The sequence below is a fragment of the Maritalea porphyrae genome, from assembly GCF_030159895.1.
In the GTDB taxonomy this organism is placed as follows: Bacteria; Pseudomonadota; Alphaproteobacteria; order Rhizobiales; family Devosiaceae; genus Maritalea; species Maritalea porphyrae.
The window spans coordinates 1,553,686-1,579,049 of the sequence record NZ_BSNI01000002.1; the positions used below are offsets into that span (position 1 = coordinate 1,553,686).

The window sequence follows — 25,364 nt, forward strand, 5'->3', positions numbered from 1 at the left end:
GTAAATTGATGCGCCGTTCCCCATTAGAGCAATTAGACGCGTTGAGCGGCCGGCGCACCGCCGAAAAGCCAGCCGCCGAACCAGTAGCAAAAAAAACAGATGAAGACGCGATAGCCGCTGTCCACAAAGACATGGCAATTGAGCGTATTTCGAATGAGCTAACTGTGTTGATCGTAGAGGGAAAACCCGAGATCTTTGGTGCTAGCATAAGTCGCAAAGCTCTTGAACATTTTTGGGAATGGGCTCAAAGAGATTTGGATGTTGAGCAAATCGCCGAGATTAACAAGACAATTGGCGGTCAGCACCAACCTGACGAACGAGAACTTGAGATCGCGCTCAATCGCATTGTTGAGCTAGTAACGCCACTTCTGGAAAAAAGCGAAAATGACACTGAGCTAAAACGACGCTTGACCATCCAAATGGGCGGGTTGGACGTGTTTGAAGCTGTGCCTACGATATTACTTGCGTTCAGCTATGTCGGTTACATCAAAAGCGGCCTCGATTTGGGCCAAGAACTCAATTCCCAAGAAGACAATGAAGCGCTTGGCTATGCCTTGGAGCATATGGAGTTTCCCTCCAACGATATCAAAAGCCTTTGGTGTCAGTCGTTTGCTTCTAAGTTGCTTCGCGCTGATGGTCTTGCAGCAACCATTTCAAAGCTCAGTTTCGCGACAACTGAAGACGCGATTAAGAAATCTGGATTTGCCGAGTTTGTCGATGCGCTCATAACCAACGCGCAACAACAGATTGAGATCATTGAAAACCAATCCGGCATGTTTCGCGATATTGATTTGACCTGTCGAGCGATCGACCGTTTCCATCAGATTGCTAGAGGACTGCAATTCCATTTGGATTTGGCAAAAACGTCCAAATGGAACGTCGCTCTGGAACGATTGATCAAGCGGGGTGCGGATTCGCTCAATGGAAAGTTCTCTGACATCTTGGTCGATGTAAATAAGGTGCTTCGCCCCAAACCAAGTAATGGTTCCGCACCTCATTTGGATCCGGCGGATGTATTGCAGGCGTATAATGGTTTGTATATTTTGGCAGCCACAAGAACTGCGCGCGAGTCCTTGGCCGTAAATGCCATTGTTGATCGAGTTTGGCGCGATGTCGGCAAGTCACTCGAGGCGATGGTTGACCGGATATTTGAACACTTCAAGCAATCAGCTGGTGGCGATCAATTCGATCACGCACAAGTCGACATTGCGATCAAATTTTGTTCGATCCGCTTTGGCGCAGAATACGCAGCTATCCTTCGCAAAAACAAAGACAATATCATCAAACGCTCTGGCGGAATGCGGATGCCTGGTTAGGCGTCAGCCGGCTCGCCAACCGTAGCAGCAAAAAAGCCACCTCGCGTTCGCACAAACACGTTTTGCCCTGTCTGGTAAAAGCTATTGTCCATGACAACCGCGAAATCACCATCAATTTCAACAACTACACCGCGAAGTGATGGGGTTTGGTTCACGCCATCAGCGTCGTAAACAAGTTGGCCGACTGAAAGGTTGAGATAGCCTTGCGGAGAAATTGCGGCAACGCAAGGCGTTTCAAAACGCGACTTTATAGTTTCAGAAAAGTCCAACGCAACGTTTCCAGCTGTGTTGTCGTCTTGAATCGCGAAGGCACCGATTGCTTGGATCTGTGACATTGATCTACCCGCCGCTGAACGTTCGAAAAGAAACTCACTCAAAGCATTTCTGCCAGGTTTCGCCGAAAACTTGGGCGCGTTTGCAGATGCCCTTATTCCTTCTTCAGTCGCTGCACGCGTCAAAAAGGTGAGAGGCTGCGGATCACTCTCATATTTGTAGAGACCTGTATAAATCCGCCGCGCCCCACATTTTTCGCCCAACAATTGGATTGTGCGCTCCTCCGCCTCCGATATGCACGCAATTTGCGTCATTGAACCGCTGGCAGCGCCGATAAGTGCAACATTTGAGTAGACTTTCGTGGCGGGTTTAATCCTGCCGTCAGCGTCTAGCTCGCAGTGCCCACCGGACCTTACCCAAAAATCCAAATTTGGGGCGGGTGCGTGGGAAACGATCAAGTTTTCGAACTGCTTTTTCGTGCTCGGCCCACCTGAAAAGGCTGCCGAAGAAAACTCGACCTCAATGCCACGTGGGCTAGCGTGAAGCGCAGAAGGTGTTTGCCCGAAGTGCATATGAACGCCAACAGCTTTGGCAAAATCTATATGCCGCGATGTTGGTTCGACACGCGGGTCATATATCCCGCCAAATTCAATCCCTGTTTCAAGCAATAATTGCCCGAGACGGAAACCAGAGTTGCCCCCTGTCATAATACTAAGTGGCGCTACTGGTTTGACACCGTAATCAGCAGCCATGCGAAATACATGGTGCGCAGATGATAGTGCGGAGTGACCGTTTAGATTCCTATCCCCGTAGTCTGCGCCAACGGCAATCGCAAGAAACTTGTAGTTTGTCCAAAACAGTGATTGTTTTGCGCCAGAGTTTCCAGCCACATCAGAAGAAAGAACGAGTGCGCGTCCCGGACGAACGTCGAGCACTTTTGAAAGTAGCTTTACGCTGATTTTCTGGTGCGACAAGACTTGTGAGGAAAGTCGACTTATTAGCGCTTCCGGTGCTTCTTCATCCTCAGCCTGCCCGTAATAATCACACATTCCGCCTAGCCGACTGCTGCACTCATAAACTGTAACGCTGTGATTTCTCTTTGCAGCGGCGAGCGCTGCCTGCATGCCTGCAATTCCCCCTCCAATAACAACAAAATCAGCTGTCTGCGACGCCGCTAGTGGCAATTCATAAGGGGTGTGTTGATGTTTGTTTTTTGTTGCCAAGCACAAATCGCGCCCGAACTGCATTGACCTTGCAAGCTTGCTAACAAGTCCACGCGTCGGCTCTGTTTCCAATACAAGTCCGCTACGTAAAGTGCGATCACCACACCAGAACTCAACTTCTCCGTTTTTAGCTTCGCGCGTGTTCAACTCTTCTATCGTGCGAGAGTTGAGTGGAACTATGGTGCCATCGCTCCTACGCCAACTCTTGCATCCATTTGCCAGCAGCCCGCTTAGCAACGTGTCGCCTTCAAACGCCGGGAACTCACGACCATTGATTGTGAAAGAAATTGGTTTGCTTCGGTCGATCAATGTACCCGAAAATGGCGACCCCGGCTTCTTTTCAAATCTATAAGGCTGCATTGTTGTCCCCCTTGCTGGGCGGCATCAATTTGATGTCAGCACATTTCCGGCTTTTTGTTCCTCTATTGGCCCAGTATTTGTTATCCTGAGGGCTGGATTTGTTACAAATTTGGTCGCTGATGCTTGGCATAAGGAAAGCGCTGACATTCCCGCCACCAGCAAAAAGCCAAGTCTTTGTTTCCCTAAGAAAGTGCAGAATTGGAGCACCATCTTTGGTGACGTGTGCTTTGTAAGCGCCTTGTGCGGCCAAATCCAAATGTTCAACGCCAACAAAGTCGCTCTTTGCGTTACGAACAAATGCGCCGTAGGTCATTGGCGCAAATGCTAGAATACTCGCCGAATCCGTAGCAAAAAGACTAAATCCCGTATCGACATAATATGCTGGCGGTTTGGTGTATTTTGAGATGGTTTTAAGCGCCATTTTCGTGCCGACCACCGGGGAAATGAATTGCCTAAACTCGTCGTCTGCGTATTGATCAACGAGGTCGTCGTCTAGCACAACGGAGTGAGCGGCATACATTCGTTTGTCATGCAATTTCAGGTTTAGGCGACCATCTCTCAAACGTTTGACTTGGTCAAAGTCTGTGCGATCAAACACTTCCATTCCAACGCCCACATAAGCATGATGTAGATACTCAAGTGCCTCACGACGGCGCGGCGCAATAACGTCTCTTAGCAACAAGAATTCGTCCCCATTGCGAGCGGCTTTGCGCTCCGATTGCATGTCGCAGGCAATTAGAGCGCCTTCGATAAAATGCAAAAGATCGGATCGTTCGGCACAAGAGATTTTCAACGCCAGTTGGGTTCGCTCGTAACATGCACGGCCTGTTTTGCCGCCAAAGTGTAGATGGAAATTGTCTAGTCCTGAAGCAAGTTGATCAATCGTGTCCGGATCTGCGATGCCCGACATTGAAAATTGCTGCTGATGGTCAAGCGTATAGTCGTTCACATGATCACGTATCAACAAGACGCGACAGTCGTGACGTTTCACCAATTCAGCACCCAGCAATGCGGCATCTATCCCGCTGCCAAATATTGCGAAATCAAACTCTTCAACTTGCATAGTTCACTCAGCAACGCCCCCGCCCATGTTCTTTATGCAACACTTATAGGCGCGTGCGTCAATCGGTCCGTGATGAATTCAATCATAAATTCGTTATCTGCTGCATTGAAGCCAATTTCTCGATATAAGGAAAGCAAAGCTCAGATAGGGAGCCTAAAAAAATGGTAATTTGGATTGCGGTTGCGGCGGTGGCCCTGATTTCGACTGCATATTTGCTTCTGCCGCTGCGTGCGCCGCTGGCTGGTGGCGAAGAAGATGCGATCGCAGAGGATAGTCTTCAGGCGGCGCGTGACTTCTATAAGCAACAGCTTGCAGAGCTAAAGGCTGATTTGGAAGCCGCAAAATTGGGCGATGAAGAATTCGAATCTGCCAAGCTAGAACTTGATCGCGAACTGTTGCAGCAAAGCAAGGCTGTATCGGTGCGGGCCGACGCCGTTGCCCGGCCGACACTGCTGATTGGTGTGACTGTTCCTATCATTCTCATTATTGCTGGGGTGACCTATTTCAGCATTGGCAATCCAGAGTTAGATAACGCACCTTTGGCTGATCGCATCGAGCGAGGCGAGAATATTGATCTGGCCGATGCAATAACAAAAATCGAAAAGCGCCTCTTTGATGTGCCAGATGATTTGCAGGGATGGAAAGTTGTCGCGCCGATCTATATGCGTCAGCAAGCTTTCGATAAGGCCGCGCTAGCGTTCAGAAATATTATCCGACTTGAAGGCGAGAGCGCCAACAATCTTACAGATTTGGCTGAAGCCGTGGTTTTGGAGCAGGAAGGTAATGCCCAAGGCGAACCGATCGAGTTGCTGCAACGCGCTTTGGTTATCGAGCCAAACCATTTGCGAGCGCAGTTCTATTTAGCTGGTGAAGCAACGCGAACTGGTGACAATCAAACGGCGATAAGATTGTGGTCCAGCATTTTGACTGATGTTGTGGGTGACGAACCTTGGTTGCCAACTGCGCGTGAAGGATTGCGCGTCGCACAAGAAAACTTCCAAGCTCAAGTGGGTACAGAAGGCGGACCAACACAAGAACAAGTTGATCAGGCTATGCAAATGTCCGAGGCTGATCGTAGCGCAATGATCGAAGATATGGTTTCGGGTCTAGAGGAGCGACTTATGTCTGCCGGCGGTTCACCGGAAGAATGGCAGCGGCTTTTGCGCGCAAGACTAGTTCAGGGCAATACTGAAAGCGCCGAAAAGGCGCTGTCTGGCGCGCGGGATGACTTGAAAGACAATACAGAGCAATTGGCGCAGTTTGAAAAGCTTGCAGCCAATGATATTGCTCAAATTGAGAAATTGAAAGAGTAAAACGAGATGACACGAAAACAAAAAAGACTGACGATCATTGCGGGCTTAAGCTCAGTTGTTCTCGCAGCCGTTGTTTTCATTGCTTTGGCAATGTCGAGTACCGCAGCGTTCTTTGTGGTGCCAAGCGAAGTTCAAGAACGTCAGCTAGCCGCAGGTCAGGCGTTCCGCTTGGGCGGTATTGTTAAATCGGATAGCTGGAAACAAACTGACACTGTGCATGATTTCTTGGTGACTGACTGCATAGTCGACGTCGCCGCTCATTTTGAAGGCATCATGCCGGATTTGTTCCGCGAGGGCCAAGAGGTCATTTTGGAAGGCGCGTTGAACGCCCAAGGAACGTTTGAGGCAACCAACGTGCTGGCAAAGCATGATGAAAATTATGTGCCAAAAGACATGGCCGATAAGTTTGAAGAAAAAGGTCTTTGCCCAGGGCATACGGACGCGACTTAGGAAGCGATGACATATGTACACGATTGAACTTGGACATTTTGCACTCATCCTAGCCTTTGCAATTTCAATTGGGCAGGTTGGCGTCGGGATTGCAATTTGGCGTGCCGCAACGAATAGCGGCGTTGCATTTATGCGCAACGCTTCGGTTGTTCAATTTGTGTTGGTTGCGGCATCTTTTGCTGCGCTGATGTTTGCATTCGCCACATCAGATTTTTCTCTGCTTTTGGCATATGAGCACTCGCATTCTGAACAGCCGATGCTTTACAAGCTCACCAGTACTTGGGGAAACCATGAAGGCTCGCTGCTCTTGTGGGTACTTATCCTGACATTGTTCGGTGCAGCTGTTGCTCTTTTCGGTGGTCGCTTACCGCGCAAGTTGCATGTGCTGGTGCTTGCCAATCAGGGATTGCTTGGCGCTGCTTTTGTTGGGTTCACGATTTTCACTTCCAACCCATTTGCGCGCATTGCTGCACCACCAATTGAAGGGCGCGACCTAAACCCAATCTTGCAAGATATCGGCTTGGCCATTCATCCGCCGCTGCTTTACATCGGCTATGTGGGGTTTTCGGTTTGTTTTTCCTTTGCAATGGCGGCGCTGATTTCTGGAAAAATTGACGCAGCTTGGGCACGTTGGGTTCGACCGTGGACCATGGCCAGCTGGATATTCCTCACGCTTGGAATCGCCATGGGCTCTTACTGGGCATACTATGAACTCGGCTGGGGCGGTTGGTGGTTCTGGGATCCAGTGGAAAATGCTAGCTTTATGCCATGGCTTGCGGGCACAGCTTTGCTTCATTCTGCCCTGGTAATGGAAAAACGAAACGCGCTGAAAATCTGGACCGTGCTGCTGGCGATCATGACTTTCTCATTATCGCTTTTGGGTACCTTCATGGTGCGGTCTGGTATTTTGACTTCAGTACATTCATTTGCTTCGGACCCGGCTCGTGGCCTGGTTATTCTGGGCATTCTGACCTTCTTTATTTGTGGTGCGTTTATCCTGTTTGCGCTGCGCGGCCCGAGTTTGCGGGCAGGGGGGGTATTTGCACCAATCTCACGTGAAGCAGCATTGGTACTCAACAATCTTTTCCTCGCAACTGCGACGGCCGCAGTGCTCGTTGGAACACTTTATCCGCTCATCTTGGATGCAGCATCAGGGATCAAGATTTCAGTAGGTGCTCCATTTTTTAATCTCACCTTTGGCGCGCTAATGGTGCCGTTGTTGCTTGTCGTTCCTTTTGGCCCATTTCTTTCTTGGAAACGTGCCGAATTGATGAGTGTTGTGCGTCGCTTGTTTGGTGCAGTTCTTGTAGCTGTCATTGTATCGATCATTTTCACCGCCTACACATGGCAAGGCGCGAGCCTGTTGCCGCTGGGCTTCCTACTGGCTTTTTGGGTAATGGTTGGCGCGTTGGCCGATCTTGCGGAACGGGCAAAATTGTTCCGCGTGGCACTTTCCACCAGCTTACGGCGTTTGGCAGGATTGCCCAAAACCGTGTGGTCCACGGCGGGTGCTCATTTTGGGCTCGGCGTGACGGTTTTAGGTGTCGTTGTTGTTTCTGGATTCGAAACGGAATTGATCACAACCATGCGTCCAGGCGAGCAAGCACAATTGTCTGGCTACACGATTGAGTTTGAAGGGGAGCGCTTACTGCAAGGGCCAAACTACATCACTGAACATGGCGACTTCCTAGTCTCAAAGGGCACGGGAACGCCGCGTGTCGTCGCATCGGAGAAACGCAATTACACTGCCCGTCGTATGCCGACCACAGAGGCGGGAATTAAGACCTTTGGGTTCTCTCAAATTTATGTCTCGCTAGGAGAGAAAACCGAAGATGGCGGCCGCGTTGTGCGGGTTTGGTACAAGCCAATGATCACGCTGATTTGGATTGGTGCCCTGATTATGTCGTTGGCAGGCGCTTATTCTTTATCTGACCGCAGGTTCCGGGTGGCTGCGCCAAATAGATCAAAGAAAAGTGCGCAAAAACAAATGGTTGGTGAACCAACATGAATCGGATTGTGATCATCTTCACCCTAATTCTTGCGTTGATGGGTCCAGCATTTTCAGTCGAACCGGATGAAGTGTTGCAGGACCCTCTCCTTGAGCAACGAGCTCGCTCAATCTCTGCAGGTTTGCGGTGCCTTGTGTGTCAGAACCAGTCCATTGATGATAGCGACGCCGACCTAGCCAAAGATTTGCGCATCGTTGTCCGCGAACGTCTGTTGGCAGGAGACGCCGATAGTGAGGTGTTGGAATATGTCGTTGCGCGGTATGGCGAATTTGTCTTGCTAAAACCAACATTTGCAGGCCACAATTTGGTACTTTGGCTCACTGCGCCTATCCTTTTTGTGATTGGCGCGTTAGCGTTGATATCTGTTCAAAGGAACAGGAAAAGCAAACTCGCAGCGCTTTCGAAAGAGGAAGAGGCCACGCTCGCGAAGCTGCTTGGTTCTGAAGGAGACAATAATGGCGGCGGAGACGAACCAAAAGGTAGAGTTTGATGGGGCGCTTGGTGAGCGGCTAGCGGCGGCGATAAGCTGGCCCCAAGGCAAGACGAGGGCCTTTGCGCTGTTTGCGCATTGTTTTTCTTGTTCCAAAGATTTTGTCGCCAGTCGCCGCCTGTCAAATGCTCTAACTGAACATGGCTTTGCCGTTTTAAGATTTGATTTCACAGGACTTGGTCGCTCTGGTGGCGATTTTTCCGATACCAATTTCTCTACAAATGTCCAAGATCTGATTGCCGCTGCGAGCTGGCTGGAAGAGAACTATGATGCCCCTTCTTTGCTTGTTGGGCACTCACTAGGCGGCGCTGCTGTTTTTGCCGCCGCACCCGAAATTCCCTCAATCAAGGCAGTTGCCAGCATCGGCGCTCCGTCAAATTCGGTTCACGTTTTGCAGCAGTTCACCTGCTCGATTGAAGACATCGAAGCAAACGGCGAAGGCGAAGTGGATCTGGGCGGGCGTCCATTCAAGATCAAAAAGCAGTTTCTTGATGATGTCCGTTCATTTGACCTCGGGGCGCAAATCGCCAAGTTCCGTGGTGCGAAGCTTATCCTTCATAGCCCAGTCGATAATGTTGTGGGCATTGACAACGCCGAACGTATTTTCAAGTCAGCAAAGCATTCCAAAAGCTTCATCTCCCTTGATGACGCAGATCACCTCCTAACAAAACTAGAACATGCATCATATGCCGCAGAGGTGATCGCGGCATGGGCAGAACGATATATCCCTATGGAAAAAAGCGATACTAAGAACGAAGGTCATGTGCTTGCGGCGGAAAGCGGCGAAGGTAAATTCCATCTAAACGTCGATGCGTCCGGCCATCCACTCACAATTGATGAGCCATTGGCCGTTGGCGGCAGCGATCGTGGTCCCACACCTTATGATTTACTTGCAGCGGCGTTGGGTGGCTGCACCACGCTGACGTTACGCATGTATGCGGACCGAAAGAAATGGCCAGTCAATCATATTGAGACGCGGGTCGAACACAAAAAGCATCACGCCGAAGATTGCGAAGCGTGCGGCGAGGGCCGAGAGGGCCGCGTTGATGTGTTTACGCGCTTTATTCACATTGAGGGCGAATTGGACAAAGAGCAACGCCACCGAATGTTGGAAATTGCGGATAAGTGTCCGGTACACCTTACGCTTGAAAAAAGCTCGGTGATAAAAACGCTGCTGGGTCAATAACCTCAAGATTGCGCGAATCTGGCCATAGGGCTATCAAGTCGCTATGGCCAACCTGTTTTCCATGGTGGTGCCTGCCGGTTTGGACGGTTGGACATCACTTATTCTGATCATATCTGCGTTCTTTACGTCCGGGCTGACCGCTGCGCTTAGCCTTGGCGGCGGGATCGCTTTGATTGCCATTCTGACATTCTTCCTGCCCGCAGCGATTGCTGTGCCCATGCATGGGGTAGCGCAGTTTGGCTCCAATGCCGGGCGCGCCTATTTACGGCGCAAAGATGTGCAGTGGCAATATGCCATTTGGTTCGCACTGGGCGGCATTCCAGGGGCAATCCTTGGCGGTCAGGTTGCGGTATGGATGCCCAATCGACTATTCACTCTGTTGATCGCCGCATTTCTTCTCTATTCTGTTTGGGGACCCAAGCCATCCTCAAGAAACCGCCAGCCCATTGCTCTGTTTGGATTTGGTGGCTTTGCAGCGTTCATTTCCATGATTATAGGCGTGAGTGGGCCAATCGTTTCTGGCCTTTTAAAGTTCATAGAGGACCGCAAGCAGTTCGTAGCAACCCATGCGCTTTTGATGACGTTCCAAAATGTCGCCAAAATCCTGGTTTTTATCTTCCTGGGTTTTTCTTTCTACGATTACGCAGCGCTACTTTTCGCCATGGTAGTTGCGGGGTTTGCTGGCACTTGGGTCGGCGGCAAGCTTTTAGATCGGTTGCCCGAAAAAGCCTTCCGCCAGGCGTTCAAAATCGCCATGACGATCATCGCGGCCATCCTGATCTACCGATCCATCTAAAAGCCCCAATCAAGCCACAGTTTCGCCCCCAACATTACAAAAGTTTAATGTTCCTTTCATGATGCCGAAAGGGGACATATTCCAAATATAGGGCAATTCGATTGGGAACGGATTCTTTTTGGGAGAACACCTTCATGAACCTGATGAAATTGCCTAAAACAAAGAAAATCGCTGCGATTACCGCAGCAGCACTAATTTCAACAACCGCTCTTGTTGGAGTGGCTTCGACTTCCATTCCTGCAAACGCACAAATCGCAGTGCAAAACGTGGCGCCATTCAGCTTTGCTGACTTGGTGGAAGCCGTCCGTCCTGCGGTTGTATCGATCCGCGTCAAAACCGAAATCGTTCAAACACGCGGACCGCGTTTTGACGATCGCTTTGAAATGCCGGATCTGCCAGAAGGTCATCCGTTTGAGGATTTCTTCAAGCGATTTGATGACCAATTTGGCCCACGCGGCAATGGCAATCAAAACCGCCAACAACGTCCGCGCTTTGGCCAGTCCATGGGCTCAGGCTTTATCATTTCAGCCGACGGCTTTGTCGTAACAAACAACCATGTTGTTGAAGACGCTGCGGAAGTTGTCGTGGTTATGGATGATGGCTCGGAAATGGATGCCAAGATCATCGGCACTGACCCACGCACAGATTTGGCATTGTTGAAAATTGAAGCTGCGAACGATCTTGAGTTCGTCGAGTTTTCAGAAGCTGAAGCACGCGTCGGCGACTGGGTCGTGGCCATCGGTAACCCGTTTGGTCTCGGCGGCACAGTGACAGCCGGTATCGTTTCGGCGCGTGGTCGCGACATTAACGCCAACGCATATGACGACTTTATCCAGATCGACGCTGCAGTTAACCGGGGCAACTCGGGTGGTCCTGCGTTTGATACAACAGGCAAAGTTGTTGGTGTGAACACCGCGATCTTCTCACCCAGTGGCGGCAATGTCGGCATTGCCTTTGCTATCCCCGCATCAGTTGTGAAACAGGTCGTGTTTGACCTGATGGATGATGGCACAGTGACCCGTGGATATTTGGGCGTGTCTATCCAAGATGTGAGCGACGATATTGCAGAAAGCGTTGGCCTTGATAAAGCAACCGGCGCATTGGTCACCGAACCGCGCCCAGATTCACCAGCCCAAAAAGCGGGCATTCAATCCGGGGACATTATCCTGCGCGTCAATGACGAGAAAATCGACGATGCCAGAGATCTTGCGCGGATTATCGGTCAGTTCAGCCCGGAAACTGAGGTCAAAATTACATTGTGGCGTGACGGCGCTCGTCAAAAGCTCGATGTGAAACTGGCAACACTGACCGACGAGCAAGCTTTGGTAGAGCCAGAGGAAGAGGCTCCGATCGATCCGATGGAGCCACAAGAAATGGAAACAGGTCTTGTTCTCGTGCCAAACGATGAAGGCGACGGGCTTGTTGTGGTCGATATTGTGGATGGCAGCATTGCCGCTGAAAAAGGTTTCGCACCAGGGGACGTTATTTTGCAGGCTAATTCAAAGGCTGTGAATAGCGTGGCTGATTTTGAAGCAGCGATGCAAGCAGTGAAAGATGCGGGTCGCGGTACGATCTTGATCAAAACATCCCGTGATGGCAATTCCCGCTTTGTTGGCTTGCCACTAGAGTAAACAAATATGCTGGTCGCCCAAAACGGGCGGCCAGCAATTGTTCTTGATCTAAGTAAGAGGTAGTTTGGCCCCCATGAAGATTCTTTTGATTGAAGATGATCGCGAAGCGGCCAACTATCTCATTCAAGCCTTGGATGAGGCAGGTCACGTTGCGCATCACGCTGCAGATGGCGAAACCGGATACGCCATGGCCAGCTCCATGGATTATGACATCCTAATCGTTGATCGCATGTTGCCCCGCCGAGACGGGCTTTCAATTATTGAGTCGCTCCGGGCGGAAAATGACGAAACGCCCGCACTAATTCTCTCTGCACTAGGCGAGGTAGACGACCGCGTCACCGGTTTGCGGGCAGGGGGCGATGATTACCTCACAAAGCCTTACGCATTTTCTGAGTTGCTCGCGCGCATTGAAGTGCTGGCGCGGCGCTCCTCTCCGTCTGAAGCATCCACGGCTTACCAAGTTGGCGACTTAAGTCTTGATCGTTTGTCCCGCAATGTGGAACGAGAAGGTGAAAAAATCACCTTGCAGCCGCGCGAGTTTCGCCTACTTGAATATCTGATGAAACATGCCGGCCAAGTGGTGACGCGCACCATGTTGCTGGAAAATGTGTGGGACTATCACTTTGATCCACAAACCAACGTTATTGATGTGCACATGTCGCGCTTACGCACAAAAATTGATAAAGGGCGCAAGACCCAACTACTGCACACCATTCGTGGTGCGGGATATATGATCCGTGCATAGCTTCTGGCAACTTTGGCGAACCACCACATTTCGACTGACCGCGTTGCTTATTGCAATGTTTGTCGTCTTCGCCATTGCGATTTTGGCCTACATTGCCTTTCAAACCTCGATACTAATTCAGCGCCAACAGCTGCAAGCGATTGATAATGAAATCAGCCAGCTAAATCGACAGTATCAACGACAGGGGATGCGCGGCCTAGCCATCGCATTGCAACGTTCGGCAAACAGACCTGGTCCGGGAATTTATTACATTTCTGATCCTGCGGGCACTGCAACTGCGGGCAATGTGCAGAGCATCCCAAATGACGTTTTGGAGAATCCGGGCACACACACCTTCAAATATGATCGCGGCGATGGTTTGAACGATGATGATCCGAAGGCTCAAGGCGTCGCGCTGGTCAAAAGCTTTCATCTGCCAAACGGTTTTCGCCTCGTTGTGGGGCGCGATATTGTTGAACGACGAGGGTTTAGTGCCGCCATCTTCCAAGCGTTCGTTTGGGGCGTGGTTTGGATAATCCTGCTTTCCGTAGTGGTTGGCGTGGTTTCGGCCCGTTCCGTCCTCAAGCGCATTGATACTGTTTCCGACACGGCGCGCAAAATCATGTCCGGGTCCATGTCCGAACGCATACCGGTAACCAAGCGCAATGACGAATTCGACGGTCTCGCTACAAATTTGAACGCCATGCTTGAGCGTATTGAACAGTTGATGCAGGGCCTCAAAGAGGTCACAGACAATGTGGCGCACGATCTAAAAACGCCGCTCACCAGACTTCGCAATAAAGTTGAAGGTGCACTTAAAGATGGCACGCCACCCGAAAAACAACGCGAGGCCCTGGAGACAACGATTGAAGAATGTGATCAGCTTATCCGCACATTCAACGCGTTATTATTGATTGCGCGCGTTGAAGCGGGATCTCCTTCAAGTGCCTTCACTGAGATTGATCTATCCGATGTCATTGCCGACATTTGCGAACTATATGAACCGGTTGCCGAAGATAGTGGAATCACGATTTCAACGAAAACCGCCAAGTTGCCTGCATTTAAAGGCAATAAGGAATTGATCGGTCAGGCGCTGGTGAACCTAGTTGAAAACGCCATCAAATATGCCACGGACGCGAAGGACGAACCAGCAATCACAATTGAATTGCGCGCCGAAGCGGGGAACACACTCATTGAAGTCGCCGACAATGGTGCAGGAATTCCAGAAGCTGAACGAAAGCGCGTGTTGGAACGGTTTGTGCGGTTGGAAAAGTCACGTTCAGAACCTGGCTCAGGATTGGGCCTAAGCCTTGTCGCCGCCGTCGCGCGGTTGCATAAAGGAGAGATAGAGATTCTCGACAATCAGCCGGGTGCGCGCATTCGGCTCATTTTGCCAACGGAAAACTAAATGCAATCACTTGCCAGTTATGTCCAATCGTTCAACTCATCATTTGGAAATGACATGGCATGGGAAGGGGCGCTTTCAAGTATTGAGGTGCCGCTGGAAAATCTGCAAAACTGCAAGGATAATCTGCGGCCGATCTTTGCCGCTGCGCCTTATCTTTTTGATTGCGCGCACACACATTTGTCATGGTTTGACAGTGCGCTAACTCGCCCCGTGGGCGACACAATTGCATCCATCCTTTCCGAAACAGAAGGCGCGGCATCGCTTGATCTCGATGAGCTGGGATTGCGGGCGCATTTGCGCCAACTCAAAGCAAAAATGGCGCTGATTTCCGCTGTTGCAGAGATCGTAGGCGCTTCGACCGCCAAAGATACAACAGAGTGGCTGGCTTTGTTTGCAGATAAAAGCTTGGATGCTGCTCTTGATTTTCTTGTTACGAACCGGTTCGCCGAACTAGGTGTTGAGCTTGATCCAGCATTTTCCGCTGCGCGGCAGTCTGGCCTAACGGTTCTGGCGCTCGGCAAGCATGGCGGTCTCGAACTCAACTATTCTTCTGACATTGACGTGGTGACGTTCTACGATTTGACGCGCTCACCGATTGCTGACAATCCGCGTGTTGGCCGTATCTATGAAAAACTCGTGCGAGATCTTGCAGCCATCATGCAGGAACGCGATGAAAACGGCTACGTCTTCCGCACGGACTTGCGCTTGCGTCCAGACCCGGGTTCAACTCCGGTTGCTATATCGACGGGCGCCGCACTTGCTTATTATGAATCGCGCGGCCAAAACTGGGAGCGCGCCGCCTGGATAAAGGCACGTCCATGCGCTGGCGATATCGAGGCAGGGGAGTTGTTCCTGAAAGAGTTGGCGCCGTTTATCTGGCGCAAGCACCTGGATTTCGCCACCATTGGCGACATCAAAACCATCAAACGACAAATCAACACCGCGAAAAACGTCGCTGGGCGCACGGTCCTTGGGCACAATGTGAAGTTGGGCAGCGGCGGCATCCGTGAAATTGAGTTTTTCGCGCAAGTTCAACAACTGATTGCTGGCGGTCGTGACCCGTTGTTGCGCACACGTGCAACCTGCGACACTCTAAATGCATTGGCCGCCACAAATTGGATATCAGCCGACGTCGCACACGGATTGATCGACCGCTATTGGTTTCTGCGATCTGTTGAAAACCGCGTGCAAATGCTGAATGACGAACAGACTCATGTGCTGCCCGACACGGACCAACAGCTTGAACCGATTGTTGCGTTGTTGCCATTTGACGATGTCGAAACCTTCAAAACAGCTTATCGCGAATGCCTAGACGCGGTCGTTGAACACTATGGCGATCTGTTTATCGATGACGAAGAGGATGGGGAGCTCGATAATCTGGTGTTCACCGGTAGCGATGATGATCCCTCCACATGGACCAAATTGTCGGAAATCGGGTTCCAAGACCCTTCAGAGGCGATTAGGACCATCAAGCGGTGGCATTATGGCGGCTATGCAGCCACGCGCGCTGACAAAGCCCGTCAGACGCTCACAGCGCTAATTCCCAGCTTGTTGCGCAATATTTCCAATGCCCGAAATGCAGACGAAGCGCTTCGACATTTCGACTTCTTCATTTCAAAGCTACCCGCAGGCGTTCAGCTTTTCGCGCTGTTGCATTCCAATCAACGTCTTCAGCAGGTTTTGATTGATTTTATGGCTGCGGCGCCGCGCATGACCGATGCAATTTTGCGTCGCGTACACATTGTTGATGGGCTAATCGATCCTGCCTTTTATGACGAAGTGCCTAGTGCGCAGACGATAGACACCCGTGCGCAAGAGTTTTTGGGCGAGGCGCGCTCTTATGAGGATTTAATCGATCGTGCGCGCATATTTGGACAAGAGCAGATATTCCTGATTAGCGCTGGCTTGGTCGCTGGAACCTTGAATGCGGAAGCCGCTGCAAAACAATATAGCGCATTGGCGGAAATTCTTCTCAACTGGGTGTTTGAAGCGGTTCGGCAAGAGTTTGAACGCAAATATGGGCAAGTGCCGGGCGCACAAGTTGCTTTGTTGGCCTTTGGCAAAATGGCCAGCCGCGAAATGAATGCGCAATCTGATCTGGATTTCATCCTGATCTATGACGCCCCTGAAGGTAGCGATGCTTCTGACGGTGAGAAACAACTGGCGACGTCACATTATTTCATTCGATTGACCCAGCGTTTGGTTGCCGCTATTTCAGCACCAACGGCTGAGGGTGTGTTGTATGAGACCGATATGCGCTTGCGCCCATCTGGCAATGCGGGGCCCTTGGCTACCAGCTTGCGCGGGTTTTCTCGTTATCAGCGTGAAGACGCTTGGACTTGGGAGCATATGGCGCTCTCAAGAGCGCGCGTCGTACTCGCAGATGGTGATTTGGACGCGCGTATCAATAATGAAATCGCGAGCATCCTTAGTTCCCCCAGAGACCGTCAAAAGCTTGTGACCGATGTTCGTGAAATGCGCCAGCGTCTACTTGAAGAGCGGCCGCCAAAATCGGTTTGGGACATTAAGCTTGCGAATGGTGGCTTGATCGACCTTGAATTTATCGCTCAGTTTGGCCAGTTGGCCCATGGTCAAAAAATAGCAGCGCCACAGGTGCCACCAATAGAGGTGTTTCAAGCGCTGGAAAAAGCGAAGTTGATCGAAGACGCAGCGCGGCTGATTGAGACACATGCGCTTTACAATACAGTGCTGCAACTCACCGCCGCTTGCCAAAACGAAACAGTTAAAGTGGACAATTGGGGTGATGGCTTTGTCGAGTTGTTGACCCGAACGACTAACTTTCCAAGCCTAGATATGCTGCAGGATGAACTGGCACAGCGCCAAGAAAACTCGGCGTTGCGGTTTGACCAATTTGTCAAATAAAAGAATCGCTAAGCGGCTTTTTCTAAAGTGCTATCTGCAGTCTTTGTCGGCAACGTAATAGCGACGGTGGTACCGATGCCAGGGTTGCTGTCGATCACCAAGGAGCCACCTGAAAGCTCCGCAATAGCGCGCGATGTTGCGATGCCGAGCCCAAGCCCATTATGCTCTTTGGAAAAGGCTGCTTCGCCTAAAATGAATGGTTGCGAAAGCAACTCAACTCGTTCTTTGGGCATGCCAATGCCGCTATCGGTAACTTCCAGAACCACACCGTCATTGCCGCACCAGCAGTTCAGCACAATCGAGCCACCTTCTTGCGTAAAGCGGATTGCATTGTCGATCAGATTGTCGATCATCCGGCGCAGTAATGCAGGGTCTGCTTCCACATGACTTTCGCAAACATTCACTGCTTCTAGCTTCAGGCCGGCCCGCTTGGTTCGTGCCGCATGGCGGCGCAGGCTCTGCTGAACGAATTTGTACATTTCGACATCTTGGTTGTTCTGAACCGTTTCGCCGCCTTCAAGCTGCGCAAGATCCAGAATTGATGCGAAACTATCCAATAGGGCTTCGCCAGATCGTTTGATGTCCGCAATATAGTTGGCGTAGCGATTGTCGCCTAGCGGCCCGTATGGTTCGTGCTGAACTAAGTCTGCAAATCCAATGATGTGATTCAGCGGCGTGCGCATGTCGTGACTAAGGTGTGCGAGGAAGCTTGTTTTTGATCGGCTTGCGGCTTCAGCAGCGATTTTTTCGGCATGATATTGCTTTGCAAGCTCGCGATACTGTTGCTCTAGGTTTTTCTTATCCTGCGCTGCTTTGTGATGCTCGGTATTGTCCGTGATCACGGTCACAAAATGATGGTCTGGATCAGATATGTCCTCAATCCGGATTACTTTGTCATCTGCACATTTTGCCATGACCACGCGATGGTGTTCGTCATCTTTGCGCGCATCAAATGAAATTGGGTTTGCCGCTTCGGTCATAATCTCGGCATAGGGTGCGCCTTGCTCGGCCTTATTTGCATCCAAACCCATCAACTTGCGATAGGCTTTGTTGCACCACAACAGCTGAGCGTTCGCATCCCAATGGGCCAAGCCATGTGGCATGTGCTCCAACGTGTCATGTAAAATACGTGGGGTCGTGTCTGCTTCTGCTTCGATCTTGTCAAGGCGGACCATCTGAATAAGTGCGATGGCGAAAATGATTGCCGCGATGGCGATTGCTGCGCGCGGTGCGATGTCCAAATTTTCCGAAAAGAAAATCGCCGCTGCAACAATTAACAGGGCGATGAGGATTTTCGTGGCGTCAAAAACTGTGTCACGCGAGGGCGGGTAAAGATCACGCCAAGATAAAATGCTGAGTGAAAATTTCTGATCTGCCGCTGGGTCAACCATCACATTCTGTGATGCTCGGAATCCCTTATCAGCGCCGTCGGATTGCTCCGTCGTCAACATCTGTTTTCTCCAGTATCAAATAAAGCCCCCGCAAAGCATATTCGGCTCTGCTCGTTGCTAAGAGTTTGGATCAAAAAGGGGACTCCTGTCGAGCCCCCAATTCATAACTTCTTAATGGTCTCAAAAAACTTTGAGTCTTTTGAATCACTTAATGGGTAAAAAAATTTACCCGGCCAAAGTGCGTTCCAAAATGTCTGAGCAATCAGGCGAAAGTTTCGGCGATTTTTGCAACGATTCAAGCGCTGATTTGGCCGCTTCTCTACGAATTGATTCGTAGTTCTTGAACGACCGGAAAAGCGTCAAAAGACGTGCCGCTAATTGTGGCGTGCGCGTATCGATGTCTGCGATCAAGTCAGCAACAAATTGGAAGCTTTCGCCATCCTTGCGCCCAAACTGCACTTGGTTGGCCGCAAAACCGCCAATCAGCGAGCGCACCCGGTTCGGGTTTTCAATGTTGAACTTCTCGTCGTTCATAAGCGATTTAACGCGATCAAGCGCCGCATCGTCTGGAATAATGGCGTTAAGGCTGAGCCATTTATCAAACACCAACACGCTATCGCAGTAATTGTCGCGGAAGTGCTGTAGCAACTCTGGCGCATTTGTATGGTTGGATGCCGCCAATGTCGCAAGCGCTGCGCGACGATCCGTAACGTTGGTCGCAGCATGATATTGCGCAACGGCCACCTGACCGCCTTTATCTTCATCAGCCGCCAGCAACAGGCTCAAGCACTGGTTTTTCAATGCGCGGCGACCAGCTGAACGCGCGTCCGGCGAATAGTCGCCCTCTTCCACCAATGACTTGTAAGTTTGGGCCAACTCCGGCTCAATCTTTGCTGCGATGGCAGAAAGCGCCGTACGCCGTACATTGTAGATGCGTTCTGGATCTACATCTTGGCCAATATGCTCCGCCAACACATTTTGCGTCGGAAGGCTTAGGGCGAGGGCTTTAAACGCCTCATCAAGTGCGTTGTCTGTCAAAATTGAGCGGAACGCTTCCGCCAAAGCCGATAAATCCTCAGCCGTTGGGTCTTCGCCATTAAGTTTTGCGGCCGGAACAAGTATATCCAGCGCCACATTTTGTAGGCTGTCCCAGCGGTTGAATGGGTCTTTGTCCAAACGTGCAAGGTTTAGCTTATCCGCCATGGTGAGGTCCGAAACAACGCTCACAGGGGCAGAGAAATCTCGGAAGAGCGACAATGTGGGCTTGCTCGAAACGCCCTCAAACACGACCGTTTGTTTGGCTTGATCAAGGATCATCAAGTCGTCTTCAACTGTTGCGCCCGTCACGCTGTCCCAGCTCAAATCTTCGCCATTATCGGAGACCAAACCAAATCGAATTGGAATGAACTTCGGGTCTTTGTGTTCATCGCCTGGAGTTGGCTTGTTCACTTGCTCCAGATTGATGGTCAGACGCTTGTTTTCACCATCATAACTATGCGTAACATTGACCTCAGGACGGCCAGCGACGGTGTACCACTTTTGCAAATGCGAAAGGTCTTTGCCGCTCGCATCTTCAAAACACTTCACGAAATCTTCGATGATTGCCGCATCGCCATCGTGACGCTCGAGATAGATATCCATCCCTTTGCGGAACATGTCTTTGCCCAGATAAGTCTGGATCATGCGTACGATTGCCGCGCCTTTTACGTAAACAGTGGCGGTGTAGAAGTTGTTGATTTCTTTGAACTGATTTGGGCGAGGCGGGTGTGCCAATGGGCCAGAATCTTCTGCATATTGGTAAGCGCGTAGGTCGCGCGCATCCACAATGCGTTTCACCGCGCGTGAGCGCTCATCGCTTGTAAACTCTTCATCGCGGAAAACCGTCAGACCTTCCTTCAAGCAAAGCTGGAACCAATCACGGCAGGTGATGCGGTTGCCGGTCCAGTTGTGGAAATATTCGTGGGCAATAATCGCTTCGACTTTTTCATAATCATCGTCAGTCGCAGTCTGTGGATCAGCAAGAATGCAGCTGTCGTTGAAGATGTTGAGGCCCTTGTTTTCCATCGCGCCGAGATTGAAATCGGACACGGCAACAATGTTGAAAACATCCAAGTCATATTCGCAACCAAATCGTTCTTCATCCCATTTCATGGAACGTTTCAAACTATCCATCGCCCAGTCGCATTGGCTTTCCTTGCCGTGTTCGACATAAATGGCGAGATCAACATTTTTGCCCGACATGGTGGTGAAGCTGTCTTCAATATGGGCAAGGTCACCCGCAACCATCGCAAAGAGATAAGAAGGTTTGGGATGCGGGTCGTGCCAAACTGCAAAGTGGCGATTGCCTTCAAGTTCGCCGCTTTCAACTGGGTTGCCGTTGGAGAGCAGCACTGGCGCCTGCGCTTTGTCCGCTTCCATACGCACGGTATATACCGACATCACGTCAGGGCGGTCGTAGGAATATGTAATCCGGCGAAACCCTTCGGCCTCACATTGGGTGCACCACACGCCGCTGGAACGATAAAGACCTTCAAGCGCTTTGTTGGCTTCTGGTTTTACGCGCACAATGGTCGAAAGGGTAAATTCTTCCGGTGGTTTTTTGACAATGAGGTGCTTTTCAGTCACCTCATACTCGTCTTCATCAAGCGCCCGCCCGTCAATTGCAACAGCAACCAAATCCATATGCTCGCCGTCAAGTTTAAGGGGTGTGCCCGGCGCAACGCCTTCGCGCAAACTAAAATCCAAGCGAGCCTTAATATCCATTTCATCAGGCGCAAACACCACGTCTAGTTCTGTGGTCGCAAGCACATAATCGCTTGGTTTATAGTCACTCATGTAAGTGGTGTTGTCGTCTTTAGCCATGGTAAGCTGTTGTCCCCATTGTATTTTTGCGCCAGCTGATCGGCGATATAGTTTAAAAGTGAATTACTGTGGCAGAACCGCTACAGCCAAATCCGTCCACCGCATATAATCTGAAAGGCTGGTTGATTCAAACCAGCTTGCCAACCTTTTTTGCGTAATCGACATGTTTGACACTATTTTTGCTTGGTTTGAGAAGCACTATTCGCCGACTCATATCGAAAAAGATCCCCATCCGCCGATGGGGTTGATGAATTTCTATTGGTACTTTCTGGGCCAGTTCCGCACGCCGATCATTTTTAAAGTGATCATCGTGGCAATTGGCGCCTCGATTGATGCCATGATTCCAATTTTCTTAGGGACTATTGTCGATCTGGTGTCTGGCACCGAGCCGGGAACCTTGTTCAAAGATCAAGGCACTTTGCTGTTGGCAATGGCCATCACGCTGGCGTTGCGTCCATCGATCTTTATTTTGGACATTTTGATCCAGTATCACACCATTGTGCCTTCGTTGGTTGGCCGTATCCGCTGGCAATCTCATTGGCATGTGGTGCGCCAAAGCTGGACGTTTTTCCAGAAGGATTTTGCGGGTCGTATTGCCTCAAAAATCTTTGAAACCGGTCCATCGCTTGAAAATAGCGCCATGGAAGTGATTGATGCGGTTTGGTACATGATCGTGTTCTTCATCGTCGCATCGGGCGTATTGGCGAACCAAGACATTGTGTTTTTGTTCCCACTTCTCGGGTGGGCAGCGGCGTATTTGCTTTTGATGTATTTCTCGCTGCCTGCGATTGCCAAACAATCAAAGATCAACTCCAACGCTAGGTCGGTCGTCACCGGGCGGATGGTGGATTGTTATTCAAATATCCAGACGCTCAAAACCTTTGCCACCGGCAATCTAGAAGACAAATATGTCTCTGAATCTGTTGACGAGAACATCAAGCAGTTCCGACTTTTGATGCGCGTGTTCTCACGCATGTGGATGAGCTTGTTTGTCATCAACACTGCATTGCTGATCACAACAGGTTATTTGGCCCTGTCTTGGTGGAACAAGGGCCTGATCACAACAGGACAGTTCGCCATGATCGTTCCGTTTGTTTGGCAGTTGCTCAACATTTCTGGTTGGATTTTGGAAGTTGCGTCCGGCATTTTCCGCGATATGGGCACAGTGCGCGACGGTATGGAAACCATCTCAAAGCCGCTTACCATGGTCGACGAACCAAACGCGCCTGATTTGGCAATTCAACAAGCGGCGATTGGCTTTGAGGATGTGAAGTTCAACTATGATGGCGGTGAAGACAAACGGGTCATCGATGAATTGAACCTCAGCATTCAACCGGGCGAAAAGGTCGGCCTGATTGGTCGTTCAGGTGCGGGTAAGTCGACCATTGTCAATTTGCTGCTTCGTCTGTTTGATGCACAAAAGGGTGTCATCAGCATTGATGGGCAAGACATTTCACGGGTCGGGCAAGACAGTCTACGCCAAGCCATTGGGTTTGTTTCGCAGGACACTTCGCTGCTGCACAGATCGGTTGGCGACAACATCAAGTACGGCAAGCCCGATGCAACAGATGAGCAAATGGTTGAGGCAGCAAAGCGCGCCAAAATCCATGATGTGATTGTTGGCTTGCAGGATGAAGATGGCAACAAAGGCTATGACGCAAAAGTTGGCGAACGTGGCGTGAAACTCTCTGGCGGTCAGCGCCAGCGAATTGCCATAGCCCGTGTGCTCCTCAAAGATGCGCCAATTTTGGTGCTCGATGAGGCAACTTCGGCACTTGATAGTGAGGTTGAAGCAGCCATCCAAGAGCAATTGCAAGAGCTAATGGCCGACAAAACCGTCATCGCCATTGCACACCGCTTGTCTACCATCGCCGCCATGGACCGGTTGCTGGTCATGGATGAAGGCAAAGTAGTGGAAGAAGGCACGCACAATGAACTGCTCGAGCAAGATGGGCACTATGCCCAGTTGTGGAAGCGTCAGTCTGGCGGGTTTGCAGCTGCAGAATAGAGGTTGGAGCGACTTAATGGGTTGCTCCTTCCGCCTTATGAATATAAAAAAAGAAAAAACTTCTTAAATAGGTCGTCACAATGCGCAAAATTTTTGATTGGTTCGAAAGCCAAATTGAACCCTATCCCTCCGAGGACCCAACGCGGCCGCCAAACACGCTTTATGCGTTTTGTCGCCATTACACAAAAGGTATGGAGTTTTGGCTGATCATGCTGGCGCTCACCTCTGCCTTGATCGCGCTGACAGAAGTCTTGTTGTTCAGCTTTATGGGCAGCATTATCGATTGGTTATCTCAATCCGATCCCAAGACTTTTCTAGCCAATGAATGGCCCAGCCTATTGTTTATGGGCCTAGTTGTTGTGGTCGCGCGCCCTCTAATGAGTGCATTTGGATCTTTGGTTTTGCATCAGACATTCTTGGGCAACTTCCCCATGCGTATTCGCTGGAATGTGCACAACTATTTGATCCGCCAGTCGATGTCATATTTCCAAGATGAGTTTGCTGGGCGGATCGCCACAAAATTGATGCAGACTTCACTTGCTGTGCGTGAAACAGTGATGAAAGTCCTCGATATTCTGGTCTATGTCGTCACCTATTTCTTGGGCATTCTGTTCGTCACATTGGCTGCCGATTGGCGGATGATGGTGCCGTTTCTTGTGTGGGTGGCTGCATACACAGCAGCAATGCGATATTTTGTGCCGCGTATGCGCAAAATCTCAGCTGAACAGGCGGACGCGCGTTCTTTGATGACCGGGCGAGTAGTGGATAGCTACACAAACATTGCAACGGTGAAGCTATTTTCCCATTCAAACCGAGAACAATCCTATGCCAAAGAAAGCATGGATATGTTCTTGGACACGGTTCACCGCCAAATGCGTCTCAGCTCTGGTCTTGAGATCTGCATCACGCTGATGAACTCATTTTTGTTCTTCTCAGTCGCAGCGATCGGCATCGGCTTGTGGATGAATGGTGCAGTCATGCCTGGTGCTGTGGCAATCGCGCTTGGCATTATCTTGAGGATATGGGGTATGTCCCACTGGATTATGTGGGAAATGGCGGCCCTGTTTGAGAATATCGGTACGGTTCAAGACGGGATCAACTCGATTTCGTTGCCGCGTCTTGTGTCTGACAAACCAAATGCAAAGCCATTGCCACCGGTTTCCGGGGACATCAACTTCAACGATGTGACCTTCAATTATGGCGGCGAAAAGGGCGTCATCGAAAAGCTAAACCTTACCGTGCCGCGCGGCCAGAAAGTCGGTCTGGTTGGTCGGTCCGGCGCCGGCAAGTCTACGCTAGTGAATATTCTGCTGCGTTTTTATGATGTGGAGCAGGGTACCATCACTATTGATGGGCACGACATCTCAGAAGTACAACAGGACACATTGCGCAAAAACTTGGCAATGGTGACCCAGGACACCTCGCTTTTGCACCGCTCGGTGCGCGACAACTTGCTTTATGGTCGCCCTGATGCAACCGAAGAGATGATGATCGCCGCTGCGAAACAGGCAGAAGCGCATGACTTCATCCTAGAGCTGACAGACCCAGCGGGACGCAAAGGATATGATGCGCATGTGGGCGAACGCGGCGTTAAGCTTTCAGGCGGTCAACGTCAGCGTGTTGCTATTGCGCGCGTGCTGTTGAAGGACGCACCAATTCTGATCTTGGACGAAGCGACTTCAGCGCTCGATAGTGAGGTTGAAGCAGCGATCCAAGAGCAATTGCATCGCTTGATGGAAGGCAAAACCGTGATTGCCATCGCGCACCGCTTGTCCACCATTGCCGAAATGGATCGCTTAATTGTCATGGATCAGGGTAAGATCATTGAAGATGGCTCGCACGACGAATTGTTGCAAAAAGACGGCGTTTACGCGCAGCTTTGGAAGCGCCAATCCGGCGGGTTCATCAACCCAGCGGATGAAGAAGAACTCACCGCCTAACAAACCTGAGATTGGTGGCGCAGAATGTCTGCGCCGCC

The 25,364-nt window shown here is 50.6% G+C and carries 17 protein-coding genes; 13 read left to right on the forward strand and 4 right to left on the reverse strand.

The features are described 5' to 3' along the window. The first annotated feature begins 8 nt into the window (after positions 1-8). Positions 9-1,316: a hypothetical protein gene (locus QQL65_RS11015; protein ID WP_284364484.1), complete on the forward strand. Its 1,308-nt coding sequence runs from the start codon at positions 9-11 to the stop codon at positions 1,314-1,316. On the opposite strand, the gene QQL65_RS11020 is transcribed toward QQL65_RS11015, so the two are convergent. Both QQL65_RS11020 and QQL65_RS11025 read right to left on the reverse strand, forming a co-directional pair. Then, positions 1,313-3,172, reverse strand: a complete 1,860-nt coding sequence (locus QQL65_RS11020) for an FAD-dependent oxidoreductase (protein ID WP_284364486.1) — start codon at positions 3,170-3,172, stop codon at positions 1,313-1,315. The two genes, QQL65_RS11015 and QQL65_RS11020, sit on opposite strands and share 4 nt — an antisense overlap. Continuing rightward, complete coding sequence (locus QQL65_RS11025) at positions 3,159-4,235, reverse strand: hypothetical protein (RefSeq protein WP_284364487.1); 1,077 nt, start codon at positions 4,233-4,235, stop codon at positions 3,159-3,161. Before QQL65_RS11025 ends, QQL65_RS11020 begins: the two co-directional genes overlap by 14 nt. Positions 4,236-4,396: 161 nt before the next feature. Between QQL65_RS11025 and ccmI the strand changes: the two genes are divergently transcribed. The 10 genes from ccmI (at position 4,397) to QQL65_RS11075 (ending at position 17,125) form a co-directional block, all read left to right on the forward strand. Then, complete coding sequence (gene ccmI, locus QQL65_RS11030) at positions 4,397-5,548, forward strand: c-type cytochrome biogenesis protein CcmI (RefSeq protein WP_284364490.1); 1,152 nt, start codon at positions 4,397-4,399, stop codon at positions 5,546-5,548. A 6-nt stretch (positions 5,549-5,554) separates the two neighbouring features. Next, complete coding sequence (gene ccmE / locus QQL65_RS11035; RefSeq protein ID WP_284364491.1) at positions 5,555-5,998, forward strand: cytochrome c maturation protein CcmE; 444 nt, start codon at positions 5,555-5,557, stop codon at positions 5,996-5,998. Positions 5,999-6,011: 13 nt separating this feature from the next. After that, positions 6,012-8,006 (forward strand): heme lyase CcmF/NrfE family subunit, encoded by a 1,995-nt coding sequence (locus QQL65_RS11040; protein WP_284364492.1) that lies wholly within the window; start codon positions 6,012-6,014, stop codon positions 8,004-8,006. Further along, complete coding sequence (locus QQL65_RS11045) at positions 8,003-8,497, forward strand: cytochrome c-type biogenesis protein (RefSeq protein ID WP_284364494.1); 495 nt, start codon at positions 8,003-8,005, stop codon at positions 8,495-8,497. The genes QQL65_RS11040 and QQL65_RS11045 overlap by 4 nt, the downstream gene beginning before the upstream one ends. Then, the gene (locus QQL65_RS11050) at positions 8,463-9,683 is read left to right on the forward strand and encodes a bifunctional alpha/beta hydrolase/OsmC family protein (RefSeq protein ID WP_284364496.1); all 1,221 of its coding nucleotides are present in this window, start codon (positions 8,463-8,465) and stop codon (positions 9,681-9,683) included. The genes QQL65_RS11045 and QQL65_RS11050 overlap by 35 nt, the downstream gene beginning before the upstream one ends. Positions 9,684-9,726: 43 nt before the next feature. Beyond that, positions 9,727-10,479 (forward strand): sulfite exporter TauE/SafE family protein, encoded by a 753-nt coding sequence (locus tag QQL65_RS11055; protein WP_284364498.1) that lies wholly within the window; start codon positions 9,727-9,729, stop codon positions 10,477-10,479. A gap of 134 nt (positions 10,480-10,613) precedes the next feature. Beyond that, positions 10,614-12,110, forward strand: coding sequence for a Do family serine endopeptidase (locus QQL65_RS11060; protein ID WP_284364501.1), 1,497 nt, complete (start codon positions 10,614-10,616; stop codon positions 12,108-12,110). A gap of 73 nt (positions 12,111-12,183) precedes the next feature. Further along, complete coding sequence (locus QQL65_RS11065) at positions 12,184-12,855, forward strand: response regulator transcription factor (protein WP_284364503.1); 672 nt, start codon at positions 12,184-12,186, stop codon at positions 12,853-12,855. After that, entirely contained in the window at positions 12,848-14,242 is a 1,395-nt protein-coding gene (locus tag QQL65_RS11070) for a HAMP domain-containing sensor histidine kinase (RefSeq protein ID WP_284364505.1), read from the forward strand. Before QQL65_RS11065 ends, QQL65_RS11070 begins: the two co-directional genes overlap by 8 nt. A gap of 54 nt (positions 14,243-14,296) precedes the next feature. Then, positions 14,297-17,125: a bifunctional [glutamine synthetase] adenylyltransferase/[glutamine synthetase]-adenylyl-L-tyrosine phosphorylase gene (locus QQL65_RS11075; protein ID WP_284364506.1), complete on the forward strand. Its 2,829-nt coding sequence runs from the start codon at positions 14,297-14,299 to the stop codon at positions 17,123-17,125. Positions 17,126-17,133: 8 nt separating this feature from the next. Here QQL65_RS11075 and QQL65_RS11080 read toward each other — a convergent pair whose 3' ends face one another. Both QQL65_RS11080 and pepN read right to left on the reverse strand, forming a co-directional pair. After that, a complete protein-coding gene (locus QQL65_RS11080) occupies positions 17,134-18,576 on the reverse strand; it encodes a sensor histidine kinase (protein ID WP_284364507.1) in 1,443 nt (480 codons plus the stop codon). Between the two features lie 165 nt (positions 18,577-18,741). After that, positions 18,742-21,378: an aminopeptidase N gene (gene pepN, locus QQL65_RS11085; protein WP_284364509.1), complete on the reverse strand. Its 2,637-nt coding sequence runs from the start codon at positions 21,376-21,378 to the stop codon at positions 18,742-18,744. A gap of 163 nt (positions 21,379-21,541) precedes the next feature. On the opposite strand from pepN, the gene QQL65_RS11090 reads away from it, so the two are divergent. Both QQL65_RS11090 and QQL65_RS11095 read left to right on the forward strand, forming a co-directional pair. Beyond that, the gene (locus QQL65_RS11090) at positions 21,542-23,386 is read left to right on the forward strand and encodes an ABC transporter ATP-binding protein (protein WP_284364510.1); all 1,845 of its coding nucleotides are present in this window, start codon (positions 21,542-21,544) and stop codon (positions 23,384-23,386) included. Positions 23,387-23,466: 80 nt separating this feature from the next. Then, positions 23,467-25,326: an ABC transporter ATP-binding protein gene (locus QQL65_RS11095; RefSeq protein ID WP_284364511.1), complete on the forward strand. Its 1,860-nt coding sequence runs from the start codon at positions 23,467-23,469 to the stop codon at positions 25,324-25,326. The last annotated feature ends 38 nt before the right edge of the window (positions 25,327-25,364 follow it).